The following is a 23,158-nucleotide window of genomic DNA, read 5'->3' as shown; positions in this document are numbered from 1 at the left end:
CTCAAGACTTCACATCCGCATCCGGCTTGCCCAGGTAAAACGCCAGCGCCAGGCTCTGCAGCCGGCCGCCAAAGGGTGGATGGAAGAGATGGGTGGGAAACCAGGTACGCCTCTTGAACACAGTGCGTGCGTGACTGAGCTCGCGAAACCCTTCTTCTGCGTGATAGTTGCCCATACCGGAATTTCCCGTGCCACCGAAAGGAGCACCGTGGTTGAAAGCGTGCCAGCCCCAATCGTTGATGGTCACGCCACCGGAATGGGTCCGTTTGAGCAATCGATCGATGCTCGTCGTGTCGGTTGAAAAAATGTACAGCGCCAGGGGACGTTGCCCGCTGTTGATGTGAGCCACCACACCGGTGAGGCTGTCATAACCCAATACCGGCAGCAGCGGGCCAAAAATCTCTTCCTGCATCACCCGCATTTCCGGCGTCACACCCGTCAGGATGTGCAACGGCATCCTGCGCCCCGGGGCAACCTCGCCACAGACAATGATCCGGGCGCCCTTGGCCCGCGCATCTTCGAGCAGACCCTGGAGGCGCTGAAACTGACGATCATCGATGATCGAACTGTAGTCATCGTTAGCCGCCGGCTGCGCGCCGTACAGCACCTGGAACTGGCGGCGCACTTCGCCGACGAAGCGCTCGATATCGTCCTGGGGAACCAGGGCGTAGTCCGGTGCGATGCAGATCTGCCCGCCATTGGTGCCCTTGCCGTGAACGATACGTCGTGCGGCATCGCTCAGGTTGTAGTCCGCCAGCACCACCGCAGGCGACTTGCCACCCAACTCCAGTGTCACCGGTGTCAGGTTGGCTGCGGCGGCACGCATGACCAGACGCCCGACTCCAGGGGACCCGGTAAAGATGATGTGGTCGAATGGCAGCGAAGAGAAAAAGCCCGGGTCTTCAAGCTCACCACCGACCAGAGCCACTTGCGAGTCGTCGAACACCTCTGCCAGCAGACGCTTGAGGACCTCGTTGGTGTGCGGGTTGAACTCGGACATCTTGAGCATCACCCGATTGCCTGCGGCGAGCGCACTGACCAGACCCGCAACGGCGATGTAAACCGGGAAATTCCATGCCGATATGACCCCCACCACGCCTTTTGCCTGATACTCCACCCACAACTGATTGCCCTTGAACAGCAGCTCTGTGGGGCGTCGGCTTGGCTTCATCCAGCTCCTCAGGTGCTTGAGGGTGTGATTGATGTGCAAGATGCAACCCATCAGGTCAAGGAACTTGGTGTCGACGGCGGAGCGATGGCCAAAATCGGCGCTCATCGCCACGACAATGGCGTCCTGGTAACGCCGAAGCTGGGTGCGCAGTGCGATCAGATTGGCCTGGCGCTCAGCCAGCGAGGAATGAGGTTGAGCACGGAAAGCCTCACGCTGGGTATTGAACACGCGGGCCACTCGCTGAACCGCCATTTCCTGGATCATGCCTTGATTCCTCTGAACTGAAGACCACCAACACCCACTGTCGCGTTCAACCTCAGGTATCGCTGCGTGAGCAGAGGGTATGGCCGTCACTGTGGACTTCAAATAGCCGAAGACATCAAAGCTATTGCACTTGACCTCAGTTGCCGGCCGCCTTGCCTGGCACGACACTCGGGTGAAATCTTCGTCACGCAAACAAAGATGCCACCCGGAGGTGGCATCGATGGGTTACTGCTGCTTCTGCTGCCGCGCGTTCTCTTCGATCTGCGCATCCACCCGCTTGCGTACCTGGTCGATACTGAAGCTGGCGGGTTTCTGGCTGGGCGGGTACTCGACGAAAGTTTGCAGGAACTTCGCGGCTTTCATCGTGGCCACACCAAGCAGGTAGGCGTTCTTGATTATCCAGTCGTAGTACTGATTGGAAACAACGTCCGCCCTTTCATAGGGGTCCATGCGCAAGTTGAAGATCTTCGGCGCCCGCAGACAGACGAAAGGTTCGCTCCAGACCTCGAAACCTCCTGGCTTGCGCTGCTCGCAGAACACCGCCTTCCAGTCACCGAAACGCGACGCGACCAGCACGCCGTCGTCGTTGAAGTAGTAGAACTCCTTGCGCGCACCGCTCTTGGCCTTGCCGGTCAGATAGTCGAGCTGGTTGTAGCCGTCCAGGTGCACCTTGAAGTTCTTGCCCGAAAAATTCGCCCCCTTGAGCAGGCGCTCCTTGACGTCGGTATCACCCGCTACCGCCAGCAAGGTCGGGAACCAGTCGAGACCGGAGAACATTTCAGTGGACACTTCACCCGCCTTGATCTTGCCCGGCCAACGAACCATCGCCGGCACTCGGAACCCGCCTTCCCAGTTGGAGTTTTTTTCGTTGCGGAACGGTGTGGTTGCCGCGTCCGGCCAGGAAAACTGATTCGGACCATTGTCGGTGGTGTAGACGACGATGGTGTTGTCGGCGATTTTCAGGTCGTCGAGGGTTTTCAGCAGTTTGCCGACGTCACCGTCGTGCTCGAGCATGCCGTCCGCGTACTCGTTGCCGGGCATGCCACTCTGGCCTTTCATCGAGTCGCGCACGTGGGTAAACAGGTGCATGCGGGTGGTGTTCATCCACACGAAAAACGGCTTGTCTGCCTTGACTTGTCTCTCCATGAACGCTTGAGCAGCGGCGGTGGTTTCGTCGTCGATGGTTTCCATGCGCTTGGCGGTCAGTGCGCCGGTGTCTTCAATCTTGCCATCGGCATAGGAATGGATGACCCCACGCGGTGTCGCTGCCTTGACAAAGTCCGGATCATCTTTAGGCCAATTGGCACGCTCGGGTTCTTCTTCGGCGTTGAGGTGGTACAGGTTGCCGAAGAACTCGTCAAAACCGTGATTGCTCGGCAGGAATTCATCGCGATCGCCCAGGTGGTTCTTGCCGAACTGACCGGTCGAATAGCCCCGAGCCTTGAGTGCCTGAGCAATGGTAATGTCGCGCGCCTGCAGGCCGACTGGCGCACCGGGCATTCCGACTTTGGTCAGGCCCGTACGCAACGGTGTCTGGCCGGTGATGAACGAAGAACGTCCTGCGGTGCAACTGTTCTCTGCGTAGTAGTCAGTGAACATCATGCCTTCGTTGGCAATGCGATCGATGTTCGGTGTCTTGTAGCCGACCACGCCGTGGCTATAGGCACTGATGTTGGTCTGGCCGATATCGTCGCCGAAGATCACCAGAATATTGGGTTTATCCGCCGCCCCGGCTGTCGCCGAAAGGCCTATCAACGAGACGCCCACCAGGGCCATCCGCGACAACCACGCGCGCTTGTCTTTCATGATTTGTCCTTGTTGTTTTGACTGGATGCTTCGGATTGTCCGGACAGCGGTGGCGCTTAGATTCCGGTCAGACCGCCGCTACAGATCAACGTCTGGCCACTGACATAGTCGGACTCGGGGATGCAGAACATGTACACCGAACCGGCAGCTTCTTGCGGGGTACCGGCACGCCCCAACGGAATGCTGCGCTCGAGCATGGTCATCAGGTCAGGGTTGATGCCGACCTTGATCTCGCGACCTTCGATCTCGGCGGTGGCGTTACCGTCGGCGGTGGCTTCGGTCAGACGAGTCTTGATAAAGCCGTAGGCCACGCAGTTGACGGTGGTGTTCAGGCGCCCCCACTCCTTGGCCAGCGTCATGGTCATGCCGGTGATACCGGCCTTGGCGGTGGAGTAGTTGGCCTGACCGGCATTTCCGAACAGCCCGGCAACGGAGGAAATGTTCACCACTTTGCGAATGTTACGCAGGCCGGCGTCCTGTTCAGCCTTGACCAGGCTGCGGATGACCGGCTGCGCCGCGCGCAGGATGCGAAATGGCGCGGTAAGGTGCACATCGAGCATGGCGTACCACTGCTCGTCAGTCATCTTCTGGATCACGCTGTCCCAGGTGTAGCCCGCGTTGTTGACGATGATGTCCAGCCCCTTGTAATGCTCGACCGCGGTGCCGACGAAGCGCTCGGCGAAGTCAGGCGCTGAAACGCTGCCGATACAGGCGACGGCTTCACCGCCCATGGCCTTGATGGCCTCGACCACTTCCTGAGCCGGCTCGGCGTCAAGGTCATTGACCACCACGCGGGCACCATCGGCTGCCAGCTTCAGGGCGATGGCACGGCCGATTCCACGACCGGAACCGGTAATCAGGGCAACTTTACCTTCGAGTTTCTTGCTCATCTGTCTCTTCCGCAAAAGGTTGAAAAAAGGGGTTAGCCAATGGCGATGGCGATCAACGCGTCGCCGACGATCTTGACCTGGCCGTACTGGTTGACCGTGGCCACCTCGACCCTGGCGCAACGTTCGCCGTTGACCTCGACGATCTCGGTTACCTGGCCCTTGCAGGTGATGACGTGCCCCAGGTGAGTGATGCCCTGGAAGCGCACGCCAAAGCTGCGCAGCCGGCTTTGCGGCACCCACTGGGTCAGCAGGCGACCCAGCCAGGCCATACTCAACATGCCGTGGGCAAACACGTCCGGCATGCCGGCCTTGCGGGCGAAATCCACGTCGATGTGAATCGGGTTGAGGTCGCCCGAGGCGCAACCGAACCGCGCCAGCGTGGTGCGGTCGACCGCCGCCAGCGTCAGGGGTGGCAGCCGGTCACCGACCTTCACGTGTTGCAGTGAATGACTCATGGTCGGGACTCCTCAGTTGCGGACCACGAGCACGGTGCGCAACTCGGCGACCAGCTCGTTTTTGTCGTTGTGGACTTGCGAGGTCTTGACCAGGAACTCCAGCGCGCCGTTTTTCTTGTCGAAAATGTCAGCGATCCGCGACTTCACGGTGACCGTTTCCCCGGCACACACCGGCTTGTGATAGGTGAAGCTCTGTTCACCGTGAAGAATCTTCGCGATCGGGATTTCCAGATCCGCCAGCATGCTGTCCACGGTGCCGGCATCCAGCTCGGCACCGAACAGGAATGTCGGTGGGACCAGCACGTCGCACAAGCCTGCTCCTTGGGCGGCAGCGAGATCGGTGTACAACGGATCGGTCTCGCCAATGGTCCGGGCGAATGCGCAAAGGCGCCCTCGCTCAAGCGTCATCGTGGTGGCGGCCAGTTCGTGACCGATCCACTTCTTGTCGATCATCCGTCGCCCCTCAGACTTTTTCGTAGAGGGTGACGACGCAGGCGCCGCCCAACCCGAGATTGTGTTGCAGAGCCAGACGCGCGCCGTCTACCTGACGTGGACCTGCCTCGCCACGCAACTGCTGGACCAGCTCGGTGCACTGGGCCAGGCCGGTGGCGCCCAGTGGATGGCCCTTGGAGAGCAACCCGCCGGAAGGATTGGTGACGAATTTGCCGCCATAAGTGTTATCGCCGTCCTCGACAAAGCGCTCCGCCCCGCCGATCGGGCACAGGCCCAGCGACTCGTAGGAGAGCAGCTCGTTCTGTGCGAAACAGTCGTGCAACTCGACGACCTGGATATCTTGCGGACCGACACCGGCCGCCTCGTAGACATTCTGCGCGGCCGTACGGGTCATGCTGAAACCGACCACTTCGCGCATGTCTCTCGCATCGAACGTCCTGGACGTGTCGGTGGTCATGGATTGCGCACGGATGCGTACTGCGCCCTTCAGGCCGTGGCGTTTCAGGAAGTCCTCCGAACAGAGGATCGCCGCCCCGGCGCCGCAGGTCGGCGGGCAAGCCATCAGGCGCGTCAGCACGCCGGGCCAGACGGCAGGCGAGTTCATCACGTCTTCGGCGCTGACGACGTTACGGAACAACGCCATCGGGTTGTTGGCGGCATGGCGGCTGGCTTTGGCGCGGATCTTGGCAAAGGTTTCCAGGCGGGTGCCGAACTCCTGCATGTGCGCCAGGCCAGCGCCACCGAAGTAGCGCAGTGCGAGCGGGATGCCGGCGTGCCCGACCAACTCATCGGTGGCCAGGTCGAAGCGCTCGAAGGGGCTGGGGCGGTCGCCAAAAAGCGTGCCCAGCGCACCCGGGCTCATTTGCTCAAAACCCAGGGCCAGGGCACATTCCGCCGCACCGCCGCTGACTGCCTGGTTGGCCAGGAACAGCGCGCTGGAACCGGTGGAGCAGTTGTTGTTGACGTTGACCACCGGGATACCGGTCATGCCGACTTCGTATAGCGCGCGCTGGCCTGCAGTGGAGTCACCATAGACGTAACCGACGTACGCCTGCTCTACCTGCGCGTAACCCACACCGGCATCGACCATCGCGGCACGCAAGGCGGCAGCGGCCATTTGCGGATAGGGCGCGTTGGCGCCCGGCTTGACGAAAGGGATCATGCCGACCCCAATCACATAGACATTGCGACTCATAGCGGCTTTCCTGAATTTAAGTTGCGGCACGGTGTGACTTTGTGGGCTTAATGTGATGGCCGTGCGCAAAACCGCCAATGTCATGGCGCCGCAAATGACTTGCAGAATCCACCAATGTCGAATCCAACCCCCGTTACCTTCGCCTCCGTTTTCGTCTCCTCCCTGCTCGCCGCAGCCCGTGATCGCGGCTACGAGATCGAGGGCTTTCTACGCGACGCAGGGATCGATCCACAGCAGCCTCAGGACTTGGACCACCACGTCACCGTCGACCAGTACGTTGCGCTGCTGCGCAAGACCATCAAGGGTCTCGATGACGAAGGCATCGCGCTGTTTTCGCGAAAATTGCGCCGCGGCAGCTTCATGCTGATGATGCGTTCAGCCCTGACCGGCGACACCCTGTTCGGCGCCCTGCGGGAATTCACCCACACCCTGCGACTCCTGCAAGACGACCTTGACCCGGTGCTGCTGGACGACGGTCGGCACGTACGGGTCGAACTGCACTTCCTCACCACTCAGGTCGAGTCCCGCGATTTCGCCCACGTGCTGTTTCTGCGACTGATCTGGCGCGTCATGGCCTGGCTGGAAGGCGGGAGCTTGCGCCCCGCTGGTATCGACGTGGCATTCACACAACCTGAGTCGGTTGGCGACTACCGCAAGCTCTTCCCTACGGAACTGCGCTTCGGCACAGCCTTCTCGACTATCTGGTTCGACTCCCAGGCACTGCAGGCACCCGTGCGCCGTGACAGTTCTCATCTGCATGAATACCTGGCCAAGGCCCTGCTCGACCTTCTGGTGCCCGCCATACCCGCACGCGTCAGCGACCGGGTGCGGGTCTATCTGCGTGAAGAACGCGCGCGCCATAGCGGCTGGCCAGACCTTGAACAGACCAGTGCCGCCCTGCACTGCTCGGCCAGCTCATTGCAACGTCACCTGGCTCAGGAAGGCGCCTCTTTCCAGAACATCCGCGATAGCCTGCGCCGCGACTGGGCGCTCTACCGACTGAAAACCAGCAAGCTGCCGACACCGGTGCTGGCCGAGGAACTTGGCTTCGCCGACAGCGCCAGCTTCCAGCGCGCCTTCAAGCGCTGGACCGGCCAGACCCCGGGCCAGGTTCGCAAGGGCAACTGACCGATTGAGGTCAAGTGCAACAGCTTTGGGGCCAGCGGCTATGTGCGCGCACGGCCCCTCGTTCTAGGCTCGCATTTCGCACGCTGCCATCGGTGGCGAAGCCCAAAATTGCGGAGACCGAGCTTATGTTGCCCCAACTGCACCAACATTCCTGGATGGATAGCGACATCGAGGCCTATCGCGACCAGGTACGTCGCTACATCACCAATGAGATGACACCGCACAATGATGCCTGGCGCGAACAGGGCTACGTGCCGCGCGAGATCTGGCAGGGCTTTGGCGAGATGGGTTTTCTGCTGCCGGAGATCAGTGAGGAATACGGCGGTGCCGGCGCGCCGCTGTCCTATCAACTGGTCGCCCTGGATGAACTGGCTCGCGCCGGAATGCCGCCCAGTACTGCGGTGCACTCCATCGCCACCCACTACATCCTCGACTACGGCACCGAAGAGCAAAAGCAAAAATGGATTCCCCGCCTGGCCAGCGGCGAGCTCTTCGCCGCCATCGCCATGACCGAACCCGATTGCGGCTCCGACCTCAAGACCCTGCGCACACGCGCCCGCCGTGATGGCGACGAGTACGTGATCGATGGTTCCAAGACCTTCATCACCAACGGCTACAGCGGCAACCTGGTGGTGATCGCCGTGCGCACGTCCGACGATGGCGCCAAGGGCATTTCACTGGTGGTGATCGAGACCGGGAACCTCAAGGGCTACAGCGTCAACAAGCTGAAAAAGATCGGCCTGCATGGCTCGGACACATGCGAAATGTTTTTCGACAGCGTGCGCGTACCGGTCGCCAATCTGCTCGGCCCGGTCGAGGGCAACGGGTTCATCCAGCTGATGAGCCAACTTTGCTATGAACGCATGTTGCTGGCTGTGCCCGCCGTGGCGGTCATGGAGCGTGCGCTGGAACTGGCCACGGACTACGCCAAGGAACGCCGGATGTTCGGCCAGAAACTGTTCGACCTGCAGAACACCAAGTTCAAGCTGGCCGAGTGTGCCACCATCACCCACATCGCCCGCACATTCGTCAACGACTGTACCCAGCGCTTGCTCGACGGCAAGCTCGATCCTCAGGCCGCCTACATGGCCAAGTTGTGGTGCAGCGATATGCAGTGCAAGGTTACCGACGAACTGCTGCAACTGTTCGGTGGTTACGGGTATATGGACGAATACCCTATCGCCCGGATGTTTGTCGATTCGCGCGTACAAAAGATTTATGGCGGCGCCAATGAAGTCATGAAGGACCTGATCGCTCGTCAGCTGTAGGTCTGGGCTGCGCCTTTTTCCTTGGCCGCTCCCCTCCCTGGCCTCTGCTTGTTTTGTTGGATGAAAAGCCCGCTCATCGAAGCGGGCATTGACTGTTGTTGCCGCCCTCCTCCTGCTCCGAAAGCCAACACTCGCGATCGACGCAGTTGCTCCAGCCTCTCCCCCTCTTCGACATTGCGCGGGAATGGGGACTGACGAGCAAGGAAAATCCCAGCCAGGATGACGCAAGAACAAGGCCACGGCCGATGGCATCCGCATCGCCTCCGCCATCTTTATACGACAAAGCCCTGATTATTCAGGGCTTTGTCGCTTCAGGGGGTTGGCGAACATACGACCACACTCAAAGCGTGACAAAACCATCCCGTATTCCCGCCTTCCTACATCCCGCCCCCCGATAATGGCTTGACGATCATCAAACTGCACGGTGCCCGGTTCAACACGCTCTCGGCGGTATCGCCGATAAACCGCTCGGGCCCATGGCGATAAGCCGTGCCCAGCACCACCATGTCGAAAGCATGCTGTTGAGCGAACCGTGCGATAACCTTGTGGGGGGAGCCCGTCAATAAATGTCGACGGGGATCCTTGATGCAGTAACGCTCGGCAAGCACATCGAACGCCTCTTGTTGGGCATCCTCGATAGCGTCTCTCAAACTCGCATCAAGACTGCCTGTCGGTACACTCATCGGCGCATCGCTCATCTCTGACCAACGACTGACGTTAAGCAAGTGCAACTGCGCACCGCAACTGGCTGCCAAAGTAGAGGCCAGGTCGAGTATTCGGTCATTTAATCCCTGAGTGAGTTCCTCCAGATGGGACAGATCGATCGCCGCGAGAATTTTCAAGGGTTTGGGATTTATGGCGCTGGTCACCAGATGCAGGTGGGTCGGACACTCGCGTAGCAATCGCCAGTCCACAGGCCGATGAAAGGCATGGTCCAGAGCCGGCACATAATGGGTGTCCTTGATCACCAGGTCCGGAACAAAGTCGTTCACGTATTCCAGCAGGTTTGTCAGGCTCGACCTGGCCCAGAACACTTCGGTGGTCACCTGTATGCCGCCGCATCGTTGAAACCGGGCCTGCTGCTCCAGCCAATGACGGTGAACCTGCAGATAGCCTTCTCGTGCCTGTGCCATCGCGTCATGGTCAAGCAGACCGGCTACCGCCAGGGCCTGGACATAATCGAACGCGACAATGTGCAATAAGGCACCGGTTGCACCCGCCAAGGCATATGCACGCTCAAACGCCGGGGTCAGGGTCATTTCGCTGGGGGCTATCAATAGAATGCGTTTGAGTTTGAGCATCACATACCTCGGCCTGAAACCTGCCTGAGTGCAAACCCGCCTGGCTGTCCGGGCCTTGAGACAAACGTTTGTTACTTCGAGCGAACTCATGATTGCAGCCAGCAAAAAGTCCTGTCGACTTGTTGCGACCGGAAAGCGGCAGTTCGATTATTTGGCGTTATGCCGTGGGGGATCTGACTTTTATCAACTATTCAACAGCTATCGTTAACGGAGCGACTGGCTTTCGATGACTTAAACCCTTATTGATTCAGCTCAACGATTTTCCGGCTTCCTGGCGTAGAACTACGCTGATGCACCGCCTCCCCTATCGCTGGAGATTTGCCATGCTGGCAGTCACGCTGATCAATACGCTGGTGGTGGTCATTGCCGTAGTGATCCACTACGAATGCCTGTTACGCCTGAATGACTGGCTGCCCCGGCTCAAGGTGTGGAACCGCTTCAGAATCGTGGTTGGCGTATTCGGCGCCCTCCTGGCCCACGCCATGGAGGTCTGGTGCTTTGCGCTGGTCTATTACCTGATGGTGCACTCAGGGGGATGGGGCAGCCTGACGGGTAACTTCGACGGTTCGCTGATGGACTGCGTCTACTTTTCCTTTACGACGTACACGACCATCGGCTTCGGCGATATTTCGCCTGAGGGCAACCTCAAATACTTGACCGGTCTACAAGCCCTTACCGGACTGGTGCTCATCACATGGACCGCATCCTTCCTGTTTCTGGAAATGCAAAAGTACTGGAAGCACAAATAATCCCCTTTCTGACTCGTATCAGACTCAACTGACGGTCTGGATCAAGTCTGGTACGGACAGGATCTAGACCGCCAGAACGCAGCAGGGCACCTGATACAGAATATGCTCGGTCGTGCTGCCCAGAAGCTTGTCCACACCATGGGACTGGACTCTGCCCATCACGATCACATCCACATTGTGTTCATCGGCAAACTCACTCAACGCCTTCACCGGGTTTCCCTCAATGAAATGTCGACGATCGGAGGGCACTCCGAACCGATCTGCCAACTCAATGAACGACGTTTCCAGGTCTCTGCGAAGCGCGTGGGTCAGGTCAGCGAGGGTCAGGCCGCCCATGTCCGCCAGAAAAGCGGCCGAGATATCGCAGGCATACAGCAAATGCAGCTCGGCGTTGCATTGCATCGCAAGGCTGCAAGCCTGCTTGATGATTCGGTCGTTCAGTTCATTGTCGGTAGACTCGACATCCGATACCTCGACCGCTGCTACTACCTTGCGAGGCAAAACGAAGCTGCTCCCGCCCACCAGAAAAACCGGCACCGGACAGTGACGCAACAAATGCCAATCCAACGGGGTGAAGAAGGCCCGCTTGAGCGCGGACTCATGCTGAATCTCCTTGATCAACACGTCAGGCTGCATGTCCGTGACGTGTTCAATGATGTCTTGCTTCATGTCCTCGGCCCAGGCCACCTCGGTGGTCACTTCTATCCCCCTGCCACGCAAATTTTCCGCCTGAGCCTCAAGCCAGCCGCGATGGTCCTGCAGGTAGCGCTCCCGACCCGATTCTCGATCGCCCTCTTCAAGCAGCGATAACCATCTGGACGAAGGGGTCAGCGCCGCGATATGCAAACTTGCACCGCTGGTCTTGGCCAGCGCCGCTGCATGATTCATGGCTGAGGAATGGCGCAAGGCCGGGTTGATGATCAGTAACAGGCGTTGATACTGGCTCATGAAAAATCTCCCGTGGGGTGGATATTCGGTTCAGCCTGCACGTCATGTGCCTGCAGTTGCCCGGCACTCGAAGAATCGCTGTTGAACTTCTCCGCTAGCGGATCAGGCCACCAACAGGTTTTTCTCGATTCTGAGCGCCTGCAGCGCGCATGATTTGATTTACATCAACGCTCAGAAAGTGCGTATTGACTGAATGACGCATAGGCAATGGACATTGGTCCAGCAGAGGCAACGAGGCTTTCACCCGTTCGTCTATTACATCCACTATAAGTTGGAACAAAGGGTGGCCTGGGCTGCTAGCGCGTATGCTGATCCTATCCGTGGGGAGACATGTCATGTCTGAAGCCATGCAGATTCAAAGTCAAAACCTCAAGTCTGCATGTTCCAACTGCAGCGTTGTGGAGCTGTGCCTGCCGCTTGGCCTGACCGGTCCGGAAATCGAACGTCTCGACACACTGATCGTGCAACGATTCAAGGTCAAAAAGGGCGCAACGCTTTACCGCGCGGGCGACCCGTTGCGTTCGCTGTATGCGGTGCGAATCGGTTCGTTCAAGACCAGCGTGCTGTCGGTCGATGGTCGCGAGCAAGTCACAGGGTTCCAGATCCCCGGCGAAATGCTCGGTCTGGATGCCATCAGCACCGATCTGCATGCGTGTAATGCCGTTGCTTTGGAAGATAGCGAGGTCTGCCCCATTCATTTTGCTCATCTGGAAAAACTTGCCCGGGAACTGCCTTCGTTGCAGCACAACCTGAACAAAATCCTCAGCCGGGAAATCGTTCGCGATCACGACATGCTGATGATGCTGGGCAACATGAACGCGGATGAACGCCTGGCCGCTTTTCTCCTCAATTGGTCGCAGCGCTTGAATACCCGCGGTTATTCGTCCAGCAGCTTTGTGCTGAAAATGCGTCGGGAGGAAATTGGCTCCTACCTGGGCCTGCGCCTTGAAACCATCTGTCGGGGCATCGCGCACCTGCGTGACCAGGGACTGGTGGAAATAAGCGGCCGCGACGTCAAGATCCTGAACATGGACGGGCTCAAGCAACTGATCGTGGGCTGCCATCGCAACCTCCACTGACACCTGCAGCCTGGAGAATCTTCATGCGTGCCATGTTGCTGGCTGGCGCTGTTGCGCGCAGGTCAGTTCAACGGTGCGATAGTGCTCACTCCCTGGCTCGCGACCTGACCACCAACAGACTGCCCGGCACAGAGTACAACGCCCGCTCTGTGTTGCTGCCGATCAACCGATCGAGCCCCACCCGATGAGCTGTGCCCATCACCACGACATCGGCCAGGTATTGCTCGACAAACTCACTGATCACCGGCACCGGCAGTCCCATGACGAAATGCCGTCGCTCCGGTGGCACCCCGTGACGCTCCGCCAGTGCAACAAACGCCTGGTGCAAGGATTGACGCAGCTCTTCGCTCAGATCCACGCCCCAACCGCCCCCGGCCAATGGCGCATCGCTGTTGAAAGCAGGCGACAGGTCATAGGCGTAAAGCAGGTGCAACGGCGCATCGCAGTGCAGGGCCAGGGCGTTGGCGGTCTGAATGATGGTGTCGTTCAATCCGCTCAATTGTGTCGACGGATCGAACGGATCCACTGCCGCCACGATTCGGTGCGGCAAGCTGTAACGAACGTGGTTGACCAGATGCACGGGGATCGGGCACTCACGCAATAAGTGACAATCGAGCGGGGTGATGAACACTCGCTTGAGCACAGGTTCAAGGGTTACATCCTTGATCAACAGGTCGGGCTTGAGATCCTCGACCGTCTTCAAGATATCCAGCAACGCATGGGTGGTGAAAACGGCCTTGACCGTCACCTGCAGCCCCAGGTCGCTGAGTCGATCGAGCTCTTCGGCCTCCCAGCGGCGGTAGCGACGCAAATATCGCTGTTGCTCCGCGTCATCTACTTTTTCTTGCCATAAATGCACCACCGGTGCCGGTTCGACAAAGGCCCGCACATCCAGTACGGCCCCGGCTGCCTTGGCCAGTGCGACGGCACGCAGCTGGGCGGGAGACTGATGCAGGTTTTGGTCAGCGATCAGCAGAAAACGTTGATATTGACCCATCACACACCTCCGTTCGACTCCGGTCATATAGTGCCGGGATGCTTTCAAGACTGCGCTCCATCACCTGGCGCGGTTTGATTTACATCAAGCCCACGCAAACCAGTTCCGCCGGCACGGCTGTCTGATCCAGATCAGATTCAAGCATCGACAGCGGTGTAGAAAAGTACTCAAACGCGACTTTTTTACCCCATGCCAATCTTGCAAACCGCACTGGAGGAACACCCCATGCTTACCGTCAAAGACCACAACGATCGGGCTGCGGCCACCTATGCCGCAGTCGACGGCCAATACTGGATAGAAGCGCTCAGGGACGGTCGCCACGTTTTGATCCGACCACTGGCGCAGAAGGATCGCGACCGTGAATACGCTTTCATCAAACGGCTGTCTCCCGAATCCCGGCACATGCGTTTTCTCGCGCAGATCAGAGAACCCGGCGCTGCGATGCTCGATCAGTTGATGGACACGGACAATGAACAGCGTGTGGCCTATGTTGCCCTGGTCCATGACAAAGGGGATCTGGTCGAGATCGGCATCAGCCGTTACGCGGCCAGTCGCGAGCATGAGTGTGAATGTGCCGTCACGGTCGCCGATGAATGGATGCATCTGGGGCTGGGCACGTTACTGATGGAGCATCTGATCAAGGCCGCCCGCAAAAACGGCTTTCGCCAGATGTATTCGGTGGACGCCTCCAGCAATGCCCCCATGCGCGACCTGGCCAAGGCACTCGGATTCGAGACGCACAATGATCCCGACGACAGCCGTCAGGTGATCCATCGTCTTTACCTGTAGAACAAACGCTGCGCGATGTTCCGGCCACCGGTTCGTCGCGGGGCGATCCAGCCCTCAGGATTGCAGCATTCTTCCCGGCTTGATCGCCAGCACACTGCACGGCGCCCGATGCAGCAGGTGCTCGGCGGTGGTTCCGATTAATTTGCTCAGACCCTTGTGCTGTACCGTGCCCATGACAATCACATCGGTACGGTGGTCCGAGACGAATTCACAGATCCTCGGCACGGGTGCCCCCTCGATGAAGTGACGACGCTCCGGAGGCACGCCGTGACGTTCAGCGATGGCGGCGAATGTCTCGTGGTGTGCCGTTCCCAGCATCTCATAAACACCGCTGGCCAGCGGCAATGCGGCAATGCCCATGTCCTGGACATACACAGCCGTCCAGTCATACACATGCAGCAACTCAAGACTGGCATCACAGACCGCCGCCAGTTTCGCCGCGGCATCGATAACCTGGTCGTTGAACACGCGGTCCTGATCTTCATCGCGCAACACATCAATGATGGCCAGCACGTTGCGTGGTCGGGCATTCAGCGCAGTCGTCACCAGATGCACCGGCACAGGACAATCGCGCAGCAGCTGCCAATCCAGCGGAGTAAAAAATACTCGTTTTAACGCCGATTCTTCCTGGGCGTCCTTGATGATCAGTGTCAGCGGCATCTCATTGATGAAGTTCAGAATCTCCTCATAAGGATGCTGTACCCACACCACTTCGCTGGTGACCTCGACCCCCTGCTTGCTCATCAATCCGGCCTGATCCACGAGCCATTGGCGATGGGTTTGCAAGTAGCCGTCCCGAGCCCGACTGAATTGTTCCGGGGCGAACAGCCCGGCCACCGCCAGGGCCTGGGAATAGTCGAACGCCACGATGTGCAACGGCAATTGCATCGCGAGCGCCAGCGCAGCAGCCCGGTCGAATGCCGGTGTTCGAGTCATGGCTGAAGGCGCGATCAAGAGTAAACGCTGAGATTGCGTCATGGGGCACCTCGGCACGCGGCCATTTCAATCCGGGAGTAAAACCACAGATTGATTGCTCCTTGTTCCGACCACTTGATTTTTATCAGTTGAGCGCGCGATATCTTTCAGGGCCGCCCCTGCCAGGCTAGCGCCGCTTGGCCAGACATGGGGCGCCTCGATACGCGCCGTGAGCTGGCCAACAAATGCCTGTGCTTCTCCCAGTGTGTTGAAGTTCACTTTCAAGGCATCCATGCACACAACCCAGCAATGGCTTGCCGGTTTCTCCTTGATATCAATGATCATAGAGTCCTCCGTACTGCTTCGAGAATGCACGGTCCGGTTCCTTTCGACGAAAACGGCCGCTCTCCTGGTTGCCGTGATGCTCCCTCCTCCACCGTACGTATGCCGAGTTCGGCATGAGCCCAAAGATTGCGCCGGGGAGCCGGACGAAAAATTGATAACGGTCAACAATTTCGTCACTGGACGAAGCCCGGACAACCGCACGTCGGGCAGCACCACCCGTTCCCTTCCATTTGACAAAGATCAAACCCGGCGCCCTGAACAGCGGCAGGCTAGGGGCAAGCGATTGCGCGATTGCCTACCGGAGATCCGTCATGTCTGATCAATTACGCTTCATGCTGGTCGTCTCGCCGTTGATGGAAAACAGCCCCGCCTTCGACCGGGCCGCTGCCTTGGCCAAGGCCTCAGGTGCTGCCCTGCACATCGTGGCGTTCGATTATCTTGAAGGGCTGGCGACTGCAGGGATGGTCAATGGACAGGCGCTGGAACAGATGCGGCTGGGCTATGTCGAGCGCCATCGCCAGTGGCTCGAAGACCAGGCCCGCCCCTTGCGCAAGATCGGTGTGCACGTCACCACGGAAGTCGTCTGGGTCGAAAGGCCTTTGCAGGAAATCCTCATTCATCTCAAAGAACAGCCGATGGCCGTATTGATCAAGGCGCTGGAACACGAATCGCTGCTGTCACGCCTGATGTTTACGCCATTGGATATCCACCTGCTACGTGAATGCCCGGTGCCCCTGCATTTTGTCAGTCATTTGCACAACGCTTTGCCGCGCAAGATCGTCGCCGCCGTTGACCCTTTTCATTCTGATGAGCAATACGAAGGCTTCAACGACAGCATTCTGCGCGAGGCCTCCAAACTGGCGAGCACCTGTAATGCAGAACTGGACGTGATCTACGCCCATGACCTTTCCAGCATCAGTGCAGACGAATTCGGTTTCAGCAATGGATCGGCGTTTTTCTCCTCGGGAAAAGCCAAGTCGCTGTTCGAAGCGCAGGCTGATGCGTTTCGCGAGCTTTCTGAGCGCAACGGTATCCCGCCGGAGCACCAGCACATGATCATGGGCAATCCGGTCAAGGTGCTATCCAGCTACGCGCAGACTTATGACATCGATGTGATTGTCATGGGACGCATTGGTCATCGCGGCATGGAGCGGCTGGTTGGCAGTACGGTGGAACACCTGCTGTACAAGTTGCCCTGCAGCGTGTGGGTGGTTTCCCCGGAAAAAACCTGAACGTTCGATGACACGCTTGTTTCACCGTTTAGCGTTTTCCAGATACGGCAATTTATGCCACGGATAGCCCTTCGCGCTGAGTTGAAAGGCGTAATCGAACAAACGCTTCATGTACTCGCCATCGAATTTCCGATCGTGCGCAAAGTTAAAGTCGGAGCCAATGTACGCAAGATTGAAATCCGCCCCATCCTGTTGCGCCATACGGTAGATACGCTCCAGGTCGCTGATCCCCTGGGTTTGAATCAAGGCGCTGATGGCCCGGCCGCCGATGCTCAATGTGCGGCGCTTGGTCCCGGACCACTGCGGCTCCAGTGTCCCGTTACGAATGACATAGAAATGACGGTCGAACCGCAACGGTGCTCCGGTGGCTTTGCTCAGCGCCATCACGGTGCTGGGCGGGTAAAGAAACACTTGGGTGATGACCCCTCCGTCCACGTGCATTTCCTGGAACTGTTTGCCGTCAACGTCCACATCAATCATGACGGGTGAGACTGCACCGGGAATGCTCATTGACGCGAGCAGGATGTTGCGAAAGAGGTCGAGCGCTCCCGGTGCCTGGCTTGCGGCAATCGCGCCCATGTTCCAGGTGACGGGCCGACCCGAATCAAGGTCGGTTGTGCCGATCAGCAGGATTCGTCCTTTGGCGTACTCCGTCGCGATCGCCGCAAGAATCTGTGTCGTGACGTATTTTGCGATGAGCCGCGACAGTGGCTTGCTGTCCGCTATACCGTCGCTGGCAAAACGGGTTAATACGTTTCGCGAATGAAAAATGTCTTTGGGCCCGATTGCGTTGGAGACATATCGAATCACGCTGTCGTAATCGGAACCCAGGTAAGCGAACGGGGCGACCAGGGCACCCGCGCTGATGCCGGTGACGACCTTGAACCGGGGGCGAGTCCCATGCGTCGTCCATCCTGCAATCAGTCCCGCTGCGAAGGCGCCCGCATCGCCACCACCGGAAACCGCCAGCATATTGGCCAGCGGCAGGATATGGTTCGGCTTCCCGGCCTTGGCAAGCTCCTCGCTCTCACGCTTGTTGGACTGAACCGCATCCTCAATGAAAGGCGTCAGGTCGTGGTCCAGCCTGTAACGAGCATTGGGAATGCCGGGGATGACCGCTTTTTCCGTCAAGGTTGGCGGAACAGCGTCACGACGTGGCAGACACGCTTGAAGAAACATGTCCAGAGTTGAGGCGCCAGGTCTGAGCGGGAATGGTTTCAAAGCGCGTCTCCAGCCCTTGCCGTCGTCAGCAAGCGCTCATCATCGCCGAGAGAGTCCCTACCTCTGGTGCTCGAGATGACCACACGCCAGCCCCGCCAGCGGCACTTCATTCGAACGCCGGGCTGCTCATTCTGCGCTCCTTTACCTGATAAAAAAACTCACTGGCCGTGCGCGCCAGGTTTTATGCGAAAGCCGTTGGACTCACCAGGTTAAGGGGCAGAGCGTAATATTCAACAAGTCGGGTTGGAACGCCTGATGAAAGAACATGGTTTCAATAACCAGCAGAGAATGTATTAGAACTTCCAGCTCATGAGTGACAACCCACTACTAGAACAGGACGCGGTATTTATTGCTGGCGACATTCAGTGTTGCCATAACCCTGACAGAACGATCAGCGTAGAACTTCTGGATAATGCCGTCATATACACAGAGCACAACCCCTTCACCCGATACGTATGAACTACCGTTATCCACCAAATTCAAATTGTGCACGCCGTAACTACGAGTGATATCTGGCTTGAGCCTGTTGCAAATGGCCAGGTGATCAGGTTCGCCAGCATTGGCGATAAGGGGTGCAAGCAGGGTCAACAGGATGAGTGACTTTTTCACTTTGGCTCGCCTTGACGCACATTGAGTTTGAATCTGACAGGCTCGACATTCAGTAATACTGCAGACACAACAGGCACATGAATATACATTTCCACCCGGGTACCGGAGCAAGTGCAAGATACCCGTGATTAGCTACCTTAAAGTTCATGGCGGCGGATGGTAGTTTTGGCTTGACTACCTGTCAATATGCGATATCTGCTAGCTTTTTATGCAGCATCGGATTCCACCAAATGCAAAAACCGACTGTTTAACTATTGGAAAATCAATAATAAAACCGACAAGCCAACTAGGTTAATACTGAGCTTCAATCAGCGATATGCAAGGCACCCAAGTTATCTCGCGCTTGCATCCGGTCCGGTGGTGACGCTCAGCACCTGCCGCAGGTACTCACCGGACTTGCCCGAGTTCCTGGGCAAGTCCGATGAGAATGCCTTCGGGCCCCCGGATGTAGCACAGACGATACATCTCCTCGTACCGGACCACTTTGCCGACGAGCTCTGCGCCGTGTTTGTGGAGCCTGGCGAGTGTGTCGTCAATGTCTTCCACGGTGAACATGACTCGCAGGTAACCAAGCGCGTTCACCGGGGCGCGGCGGTGATCGGCGACCACGGGGGGTGCGAGGAATCGGGAAATTTCGAGCCGGCTGTGACCGTCCGGCGTGCGCATCATGGCAATCTCGACGCGCATGTCGCGCAATCCTGTGACGCCATCTGCCCAGTCGCCCTCGATGGGCGCGCGCCCCTCGAGCTCAAGGCCCAGTTCGGTGAAGAACTCAATGGCAGCGTCGATGTCTTCTACAACGATGCCGATGTTGTCCATGCGCTTGACCGTCATGCTGTCTCCCTGGCGCTTGAAGGGGCCCGTCGCCCGGCCTGAGGCATGCTCACGCCCCCAACCGGCGTGAGCATGCGTCGGCCACTCAGGTAAAGGCGAAGTCCGACTCGGTGACGGCGGCCTGTGGCACGCCGCTCAAGGTGATGGTTCCCACCCCCGGCTGGCCCGTGACGCTGATGACGGCCTCGCCGAACTGTTCGCCAACGGTAAGGTTAGCAAAGGTCAGACCGCTGGCGCTCAGGTCGATCAGATCAATGCCGTCCTCGAAATCGGCGATGGTGTCCGTCCCCCAGAGGGCACCGAACTGGAACCTGTCCGCATCGAGGCCAGGTTCGAACTGGACGCTGCCGACCATGAAGTCATCCGCCGCGCTGCCCACCAGCCGGTCGTCCCCCGTGCCGCCAATCATGAAGGCGCCTGCGCTGCCCGATTGCAGTGTGTCGTTGCCTTCATTGCCCTCAAGGGTCGTCTGGAAGGCGAACGCGGCGCTGCTGCCGATCACCAGGTCGTTGCCGGCTCCGCCGAAGGCACTGCCGAAATCCTCGATGGTGAGTGTGTCGTTACCCTCGCCGCCGAACAGATTATCCAGGCCAGTGCCGCTGAGCAGCACGTCGTCCCCCGTACCGCCATCGAGCAGGTCCTCTCCTGCCTGGCCGAACAACTGGTCGTTGCCGCCGAGGCCGAAGATCTTGTCGTCGCCATCGGTGCCGACAATGATGTCGTTGCCATCGGTGCCCGCCGTGACGAACTCGGTATTGTTACCGAAGTCGCCCACCGTGAAGTTCTTGACGCCGAGGAAGTTCACCGTGAAGTCGGTGCTGTCGAGCCGGCCGTTGTCATCGTCGTCCGCTATCAGCCAGGTGTTGCCCTGGCGGACCGTGTAGAACAGGTCGGTGATGCCGTTGCCACCGCCGACCAGTACCGCGCCAAGCTGTGGATTGAGCGTGACCTGGCCACGAAATACGAACTCATCGTTCAGCTCGAGCGTATCGCCGCCGGCCACACCTGCGCCCTGGAAGTCCTGGACCGTATCGAAGATCGCGAAGGTCGAGCTCGGGTTGAACGAGCCAAGGAAGAACTCGAACTCGTCATTGCCGGCACCGCCGTTCAACTGGTCTGCCCCGGCGTCGCCTTCGAGCGCGTCGTCACCATTGCCGCCGAACAACTGGTCGTTGCCGGCATCACCGAACAGTTCGTCGTTGCCGTCCTCGCCGAAGATCTGGTCGTTACCCTCGCCGCCAAAGAAATCGTCATTACCGACACCACCGAACAACTGGTCGTTACCGGCATCGCCGTCGAGGGTATCGTTGCCGGCACCGCCATTGACGATATCAGCGCCGTTACCGCCGGAAAGCGTCGTGTCATTGCCGGCGCCACCATCAATGATGTCGTTGCCGTCGCCCCCGGTGATGAGGTCGCGGTCATCGCCACCGTTGAGGGTGTCATTGCCCAGCCCCCCGGTAAGCCGGTCGATTCCCGCGCCACCGTTGAGGATGTCGTTGCCGGCGCCGCCGTCGACGATGTCGTTGCCGTTGCCGGCGTTGACCACGTCGTTGCCACCGAGCGCGAAGATTGTATCGGCGTCCGGGGTGCCGTTGATCACGTCATTGCCCTCGGTGCCACGTACGACGAAGGCCGTGGTGCCGAAATCGGCTCTTGTGAGGTTGTGCTGTCCCGTGAGTTGTACAGAGAAGTCACTGGCATCGAGCACGCCATTGTCGTTGGAGTCTGCGAACAGCAGCGTGCTGGTGGCACCTACGGCATAGAACACCTCGGTAAAACCGTTGCCACCGAAACCGAGCGAAGCGCCCAGCGTCGGCACCGTGGGGCGAGCCCCCTCGAAAACCAGGCGGTTGCTCGCGGAAAGAAGCAGGTTGTCACCACCGGCAACGCCGGCCCCCTGGAAGTCGGTCACTGTGTCGCGGGCCAGGGAAGAGGATTCCACGCCACTGCCGACAAACCAGTTGAAAGCGTCATTATCCGCGCCCCCGGTCAGGGTATCGGCACCGACACTGCCCGTAAGACTGTCGAGTCCGGCGCCACCGCGAAGGAGATCATCGCCGTCACCACCGACGAGTTCATCGTTGCCATCCCCCCCTTCTATCGTGTCGTTGCCTCCTTCACCCAGGATAAAGTCGTCGCCACCCAGGCCGAAGATCTGATCAGCCTCCGGGTTGCCAAATATGAAGTCGCCTTGTTCAGTCCCATTGATAACAGCCATGGTACTACCCTCCATTAAAGGAAATGGTAAGCGTTAACTGCGTTACAGCGGGTTGAGGAAATTAGACAAACCCAAGGGGTCACAAGTGCGCCATTTCGGCCTCACCGTTTATCGCCAATGCAGACGGGTGTTCCGGAGCCTTCGCCCACCTTCCAATGCCGCTACATGGCTGGCTCGGGGGTTGCGGGGCAGGAGGGTTTGAAAATCTGTTATCTCCGGCGAGCGGAGGAAACATTTTGAAATACAAAGGATTTCCCCGGCGTGAACTTTGACAATAGTTCTACCGCACACCTTTTTTACTCGACAGGCCCACAAAGAAAAGCCTTGCGAACGAACACCGCCATTGCGCAGTGGTCACAACATCTGATGGCATCGCAAATGACAGGTGATTACGAGCCTGCTTCATACAAAAGCGACGCTTGAATTCACACATTTCAGGGCGCGCCGGATAACCTCAGCGGATTCAGTTCCTGCCAAATGCAGGCGCCTGCCGCTGCTCTCATCCAATGCTCCCTCAGCGGAGTATGCAAATGACTCAATCAATGCGGTTCTTCCTCTCGTTCTTCCTCGCCACTGCAACATTGGCATCGACCGGTTTCCTGAACACTGCAGGAGCGGCCACCGCCGAGGATCTGAATGCCGATGCCAAACAAGCCTTGCAATTGCTTTACAAGGCCCATCCTTTTGCCGAAAAAATCTCGCACGAAGCCAAAGCGGTGCTGGTTTTCCCGAAAATCATCAAGGCGGGCCTTGTGTTTGGTGGCAGCTACGGCGAAGGCGTCCTGATGAAAGGCACCAAAGTCGAAAATTACTACAACTCCGTCAGCGGTTCATGGGGCCTGCAGGCCGGCGCCCAGTCGTACGGCTATGCGGTTTTCCTGATGACCGATAAAGCAGTGAAATACATAACCGAAACCAAGGGCTGGGAAATCGGTGTGGGGCCAACGGTTGTCGTGGTTGATGAAGGGGTGGCGAAAAACCTGTCCAGCTCGACGCTGAAGGACGACGCCTACGCGTTCATCTTCGACCAGCAAGGGTTGATGGCGGGGGTCAGCATCGAGGGAACGAAGATTTCCCTGATCAAGCGCTAGACTCAGGCGTTTGACTGGCCATCGGGAGCGTGATGGCGGCCTATGCCAATACTGGTGGGTTTTCCCATACAGGCTAGGCTGTCCTCACTCCTGGCGCACAGACGTAGCTGATGATGAGGGCTATCTGGACGAGCAAGCTGGAGGTTGCTGCCTCGACCATTCATTGATCCAGGTCTAAACATTGAATGATCGAATCC

General features: G+C 58.6%; 22 protein-coding genes. 7 read left to right on the top strand and 15 right to left on the bottom strand.

From position 1 onward, the window contains the following. Nucleotide 1 precedes the first annotated feature (1 nt). From ACEN83_RS13060 to ACEN83_RS13035, 6 genes are all read right to left on the bottom strand, one after another. On the bottom strand, nt 2-1,435 hold the full coding sequence (locus tag ACEN83_RS13060; protein ID WP_495580538.1) for a coniferyl aldehyde dehydrogenase: 1,434 nt from the start codon (nt 1,433-1,435) through the stop codon (nt 2-4). A gap of 225 nt (nt 1,436-1,660) precedes the next feature. After that, nucleotides 1,661-3,241, bottom strand: a complete 1,581-nt coding sequence (locus ACEN83_RS13055) for an arylsulfatase (RefSeq protein ID WP_218481882.1) — start codon at nt 3,239-3,241, stop codon at nt 1,661-1,663. Between the two features lie 56 nt (nt 3,242-3,297). After that, nucleotides 3,298-4,131, bottom strand: coding sequence for an SDR family NAD(P)-dependent oxidoreductase (locus ACEN83_RS13050; protein ID WP_008059174.1), 834 nt, complete (start codon nt 4,129-4,131; stop codon nt 3,298-3,300). 32 nt (nt 4,132-4,163) lie between these two features. Next, the gene (locus ACEN83_RS13045; RefSeq protein ID WP_095967153.1) at nt 4,164-4,586 is read right to left on the bottom strand and encodes a MaoC family dehydratase; all 423 of its coding nucleotides are present in this window, start codon (nt 4,584-4,586) and stop codon (nt 4,164-4,166) included. Between the two features lie 12 nt (nt 4,587-4,598). After that, nucleotides 4,599-5,039 carry a MaoC family dehydratase N-terminal domain-containing protein gene (locus ACEN83_RS13040; RefSeq protein WP_007973380.1) on the bottom strand — a complete coding sequence of 147 codons (441 nt, stop codon included), beginning with the start codon at nt 5,037-5,039 and terminating at the stop codon, nt 4,599-4,601. 10 nt (nt 5,040-5,049) lie between these two features. Further along, complete coding sequence (locus ACEN83_RS13035; RefSeq protein ID WP_495580537.1) at nt 5,050-6,234, bottom strand: lipid-transfer protein; 1,185 nt, start codon at nt 6,232-6,234, stop codon at nt 5,050-5,052. 114 nt (nt 6,235-6,348) lie between these two features. On the opposite strand from ACEN83_RS13035, the gene ACEN83_RS13030 reads away from it, so the two are divergent. Further along, nucleotides 6,349-7,362: an AraC family transcriptional regulator gene (locus ACEN83_RS13030; RefSeq protein WP_495580536.1), complete on the top strand. Its 1,014-nt coding sequence runs from the start codon at nt 6,349-6,351 to the stop codon at nt 7,360-7,362. 125 nt (nt 7,363-7,487) lie between these two features. Next, nucleotides 7,488-8,630, top strand: coding sequence for an acyl-CoA dehydrogenase family protein (locus ACEN83_RS13025; protein WP_495580535.1), 1,143 nt, complete (start codon nt 7,488-7,490; stop codon nt 8,628-8,630). 377 nt (nt 8,631-9,007) lie between these two features. On the opposite strand, the gene ACEN83_RS13020 is transcribed toward ACEN83_RS13025, so the two are convergent. Beyond that, nucleotides 9,008-9,931: a universal stress protein gene (locus ACEN83_RS13020; protein WP_495580534.1), complete on the bottom strand. Its 924-nt coding sequence runs from the start codon at nt 9,929-9,931 to the stop codon at nt 9,008-9,010. 323 nt (nt 9,932-10,254) lie between these two features. Between ACEN83_RS13020 and ACEN83_RS13015 the strand changes: the two genes are divergently transcribed. After that, nucleotides 10,255-10,680 carry a potassium channel family protein gene (locus tag ACEN83_RS13015; RefSeq protein WP_495580533.1) on the top strand — a complete coding sequence of 142 codons (426 nt, stop codon included), beginning with the start codon at nt 10,255-10,257 and terminating at the stop codon, nt 10,678-10,680. 63 nt (nt 10,681-10,743) lie between these two features. Here ACEN83_RS13015 and ACEN83_RS13010 read toward each other — a convergent pair whose 3' ends face one another. Then, nucleotides 10,744-11,628: a universal stress protein gene (locus ACEN83_RS13010; RefSeq protein ID WP_495580532.1), complete on the bottom strand. Its 885-nt coding sequence runs from the start codon at nt 11,626-11,628 to the stop codon at nt 10,744-10,746. Nucleotides 11,629-11,963: 335 nt separating this feature from the next. Here ACEN83_RS13010 and fnr point away from each other — a divergent pair, with 335 nt between their 5' ends. Next, the gene (fnr, locus tag ACEN83_RS13005) at nt 11,964-12,707 is read left to right on the top strand and encodes a fumarate/nitrate reduction transcriptional regulator Fnr (protein ID WP_495580531.1); all 744 of its coding nucleotides are present in this window, start codon (nt 11,964-11,966) and stop codon (nt 12,705-12,707) included. 85 nt (nt 12,708-12,792) lie between these two features. On the opposite strand, the gene ACEN83_RS13000 is transcribed toward fnr, so the two are convergent. Continuing rightward, entirely contained in the window at nt 12,793-13,704 is a 912-nt protein-coding gene (locus tag ACEN83_RS13000; RefSeq protein ID WP_495580530.1) for a universal stress protein, read from the bottom strand. A 225-nt stretch (nt 13,705-13,929) separates the two neighbouring features. Here ACEN83_RS13000 and ACEN83_RS12995 point away from each other — a divergent pair, with 225 nt between their 5' ends. Further along, nucleotides 13,930-14,493: a GNAT family N-acetyltransferase gene (locus tag ACEN83_RS12995; RefSeq protein WP_495580529.1), complete on the top strand. Its 564-nt coding sequence runs from the start codon at nt 13,930-13,932 to the stop codon at nt 14,491-14,493. A 54-nt stretch (nt 14,494-14,547) separates the two neighbouring features. On the opposite strand, the gene ACEN83_RS12990 is transcribed toward ACEN83_RS12995, so the two are convergent. Together ACEN83_RS12990 and ACEN83_RS12985 are read right to left on the bottom strand one after the other, a co-directional pair. Next, nucleotides 14,548-15,471, bottom strand: a complete 924-nt coding sequence (locus ACEN83_RS12990; RefSeq protein WP_495580528.1) for a universal stress protein — start codon at nt 15,469-15,471, stop codon at nt 14,548-14,550. Between the two features lie 24 nt (nt 15,472-15,495). Then, nucleotides 15,496-15,753: a hypothetical protein gene (locus tag ACEN83_RS12985; protein WP_007979448.1), complete on the bottom strand. Its 258-nt coding sequence runs from the start codon at nt 15,751-15,753 to the stop codon at nt 15,496-15,498. Between the two features lie 311 nt (nt 15,754-16,064). Between ACEN83_RS12985 and ACEN83_RS12980 the strand changes: the two genes are divergently transcribed. After that, nucleotides 16,065-16,985 carry a universal stress protein gene (locus ACEN83_RS12980; protein WP_495580527.1) on the top strand — a complete coding sequence of 307 codons (921 nt, stop codon included), beginning with the start codon at nt 16,065-16,067 and terminating at the stop codon, nt 16,983-16,985. Between the two features lie 21 nt (nt 16,986-17,006). On the opposite strand, the gene ACEN83_RS12975 is transcribed toward ACEN83_RS12980, so the two are convergent. From ACEN83_RS12975 to ACEN83_RS12960, 4 genes are all read right to left on the bottom strand, one after another. Beyond that, complete coding sequence (locus ACEN83_RS12975; RefSeq protein ID WP_495580526.1) at nt 17,007-18,206, bottom strand: patatin-like phospholipase family protein; 1,200 nt, start codon at nt 18,204-18,206, stop codon at nt 17,007-17,009. Between the two features lie 327 nt (nt 18,207-18,533). After that, a complete protein-coding gene (locus ACEN83_RS12970; protein WP_116582752.1) occupies nt 18,534-18,815 on the bottom strand; it encodes a hypothetical protein in 282 nt (93 codons plus the stop codon). 387 nt (nt 18,816-19,202) lie between these two features. After that, the gene (locus ACEN83_RS12965; protein ID WP_116582751.1) at nt 19,203-19,649 is read right to left on the bottom strand and encodes a VOC family protein; all 447 of its coding nucleotides are present in this window, start codon (nt 19,647-19,649) and stop codon (nt 19,203-19,205) included. Between the two features lie 85 nt (nt 19,650-19,734). Beyond that, nucleotides 19,735-21,870: a calcium-binding protein gene (locus ACEN83_RS12960; protein WP_495580525.1), complete on the bottom strand. Its 2,136-nt coding sequence runs from the start codon at nt 21,868-21,870 to the stop codon at nt 19,735-19,737. 530 nt (nt 21,871-22,400) lie between these two features. Here ACEN83_RS12960 and ACEN83_RS12955 point away from each other — a divergent pair. Continuing rightward, nucleotides 22,401-22,961: a lipid-binding SYLF domain-containing protein gene (locus ACEN83_RS12955; RefSeq protein WP_429394789.1), complete on the top strand. Its 561-nt coding sequence runs from the start codon at nt 22,401-22,403 to the stop codon at nt 22,959-22,961. Nucleotides 22,962-23,158: the final 197 nt, after the last annotated feature.

The organism is Pseudomonas sp. Pseusp49, from assembly GCF_059491875.1.
This window is presented reverse-complemented; position numbering and strand designations above follow the sequence as displayed.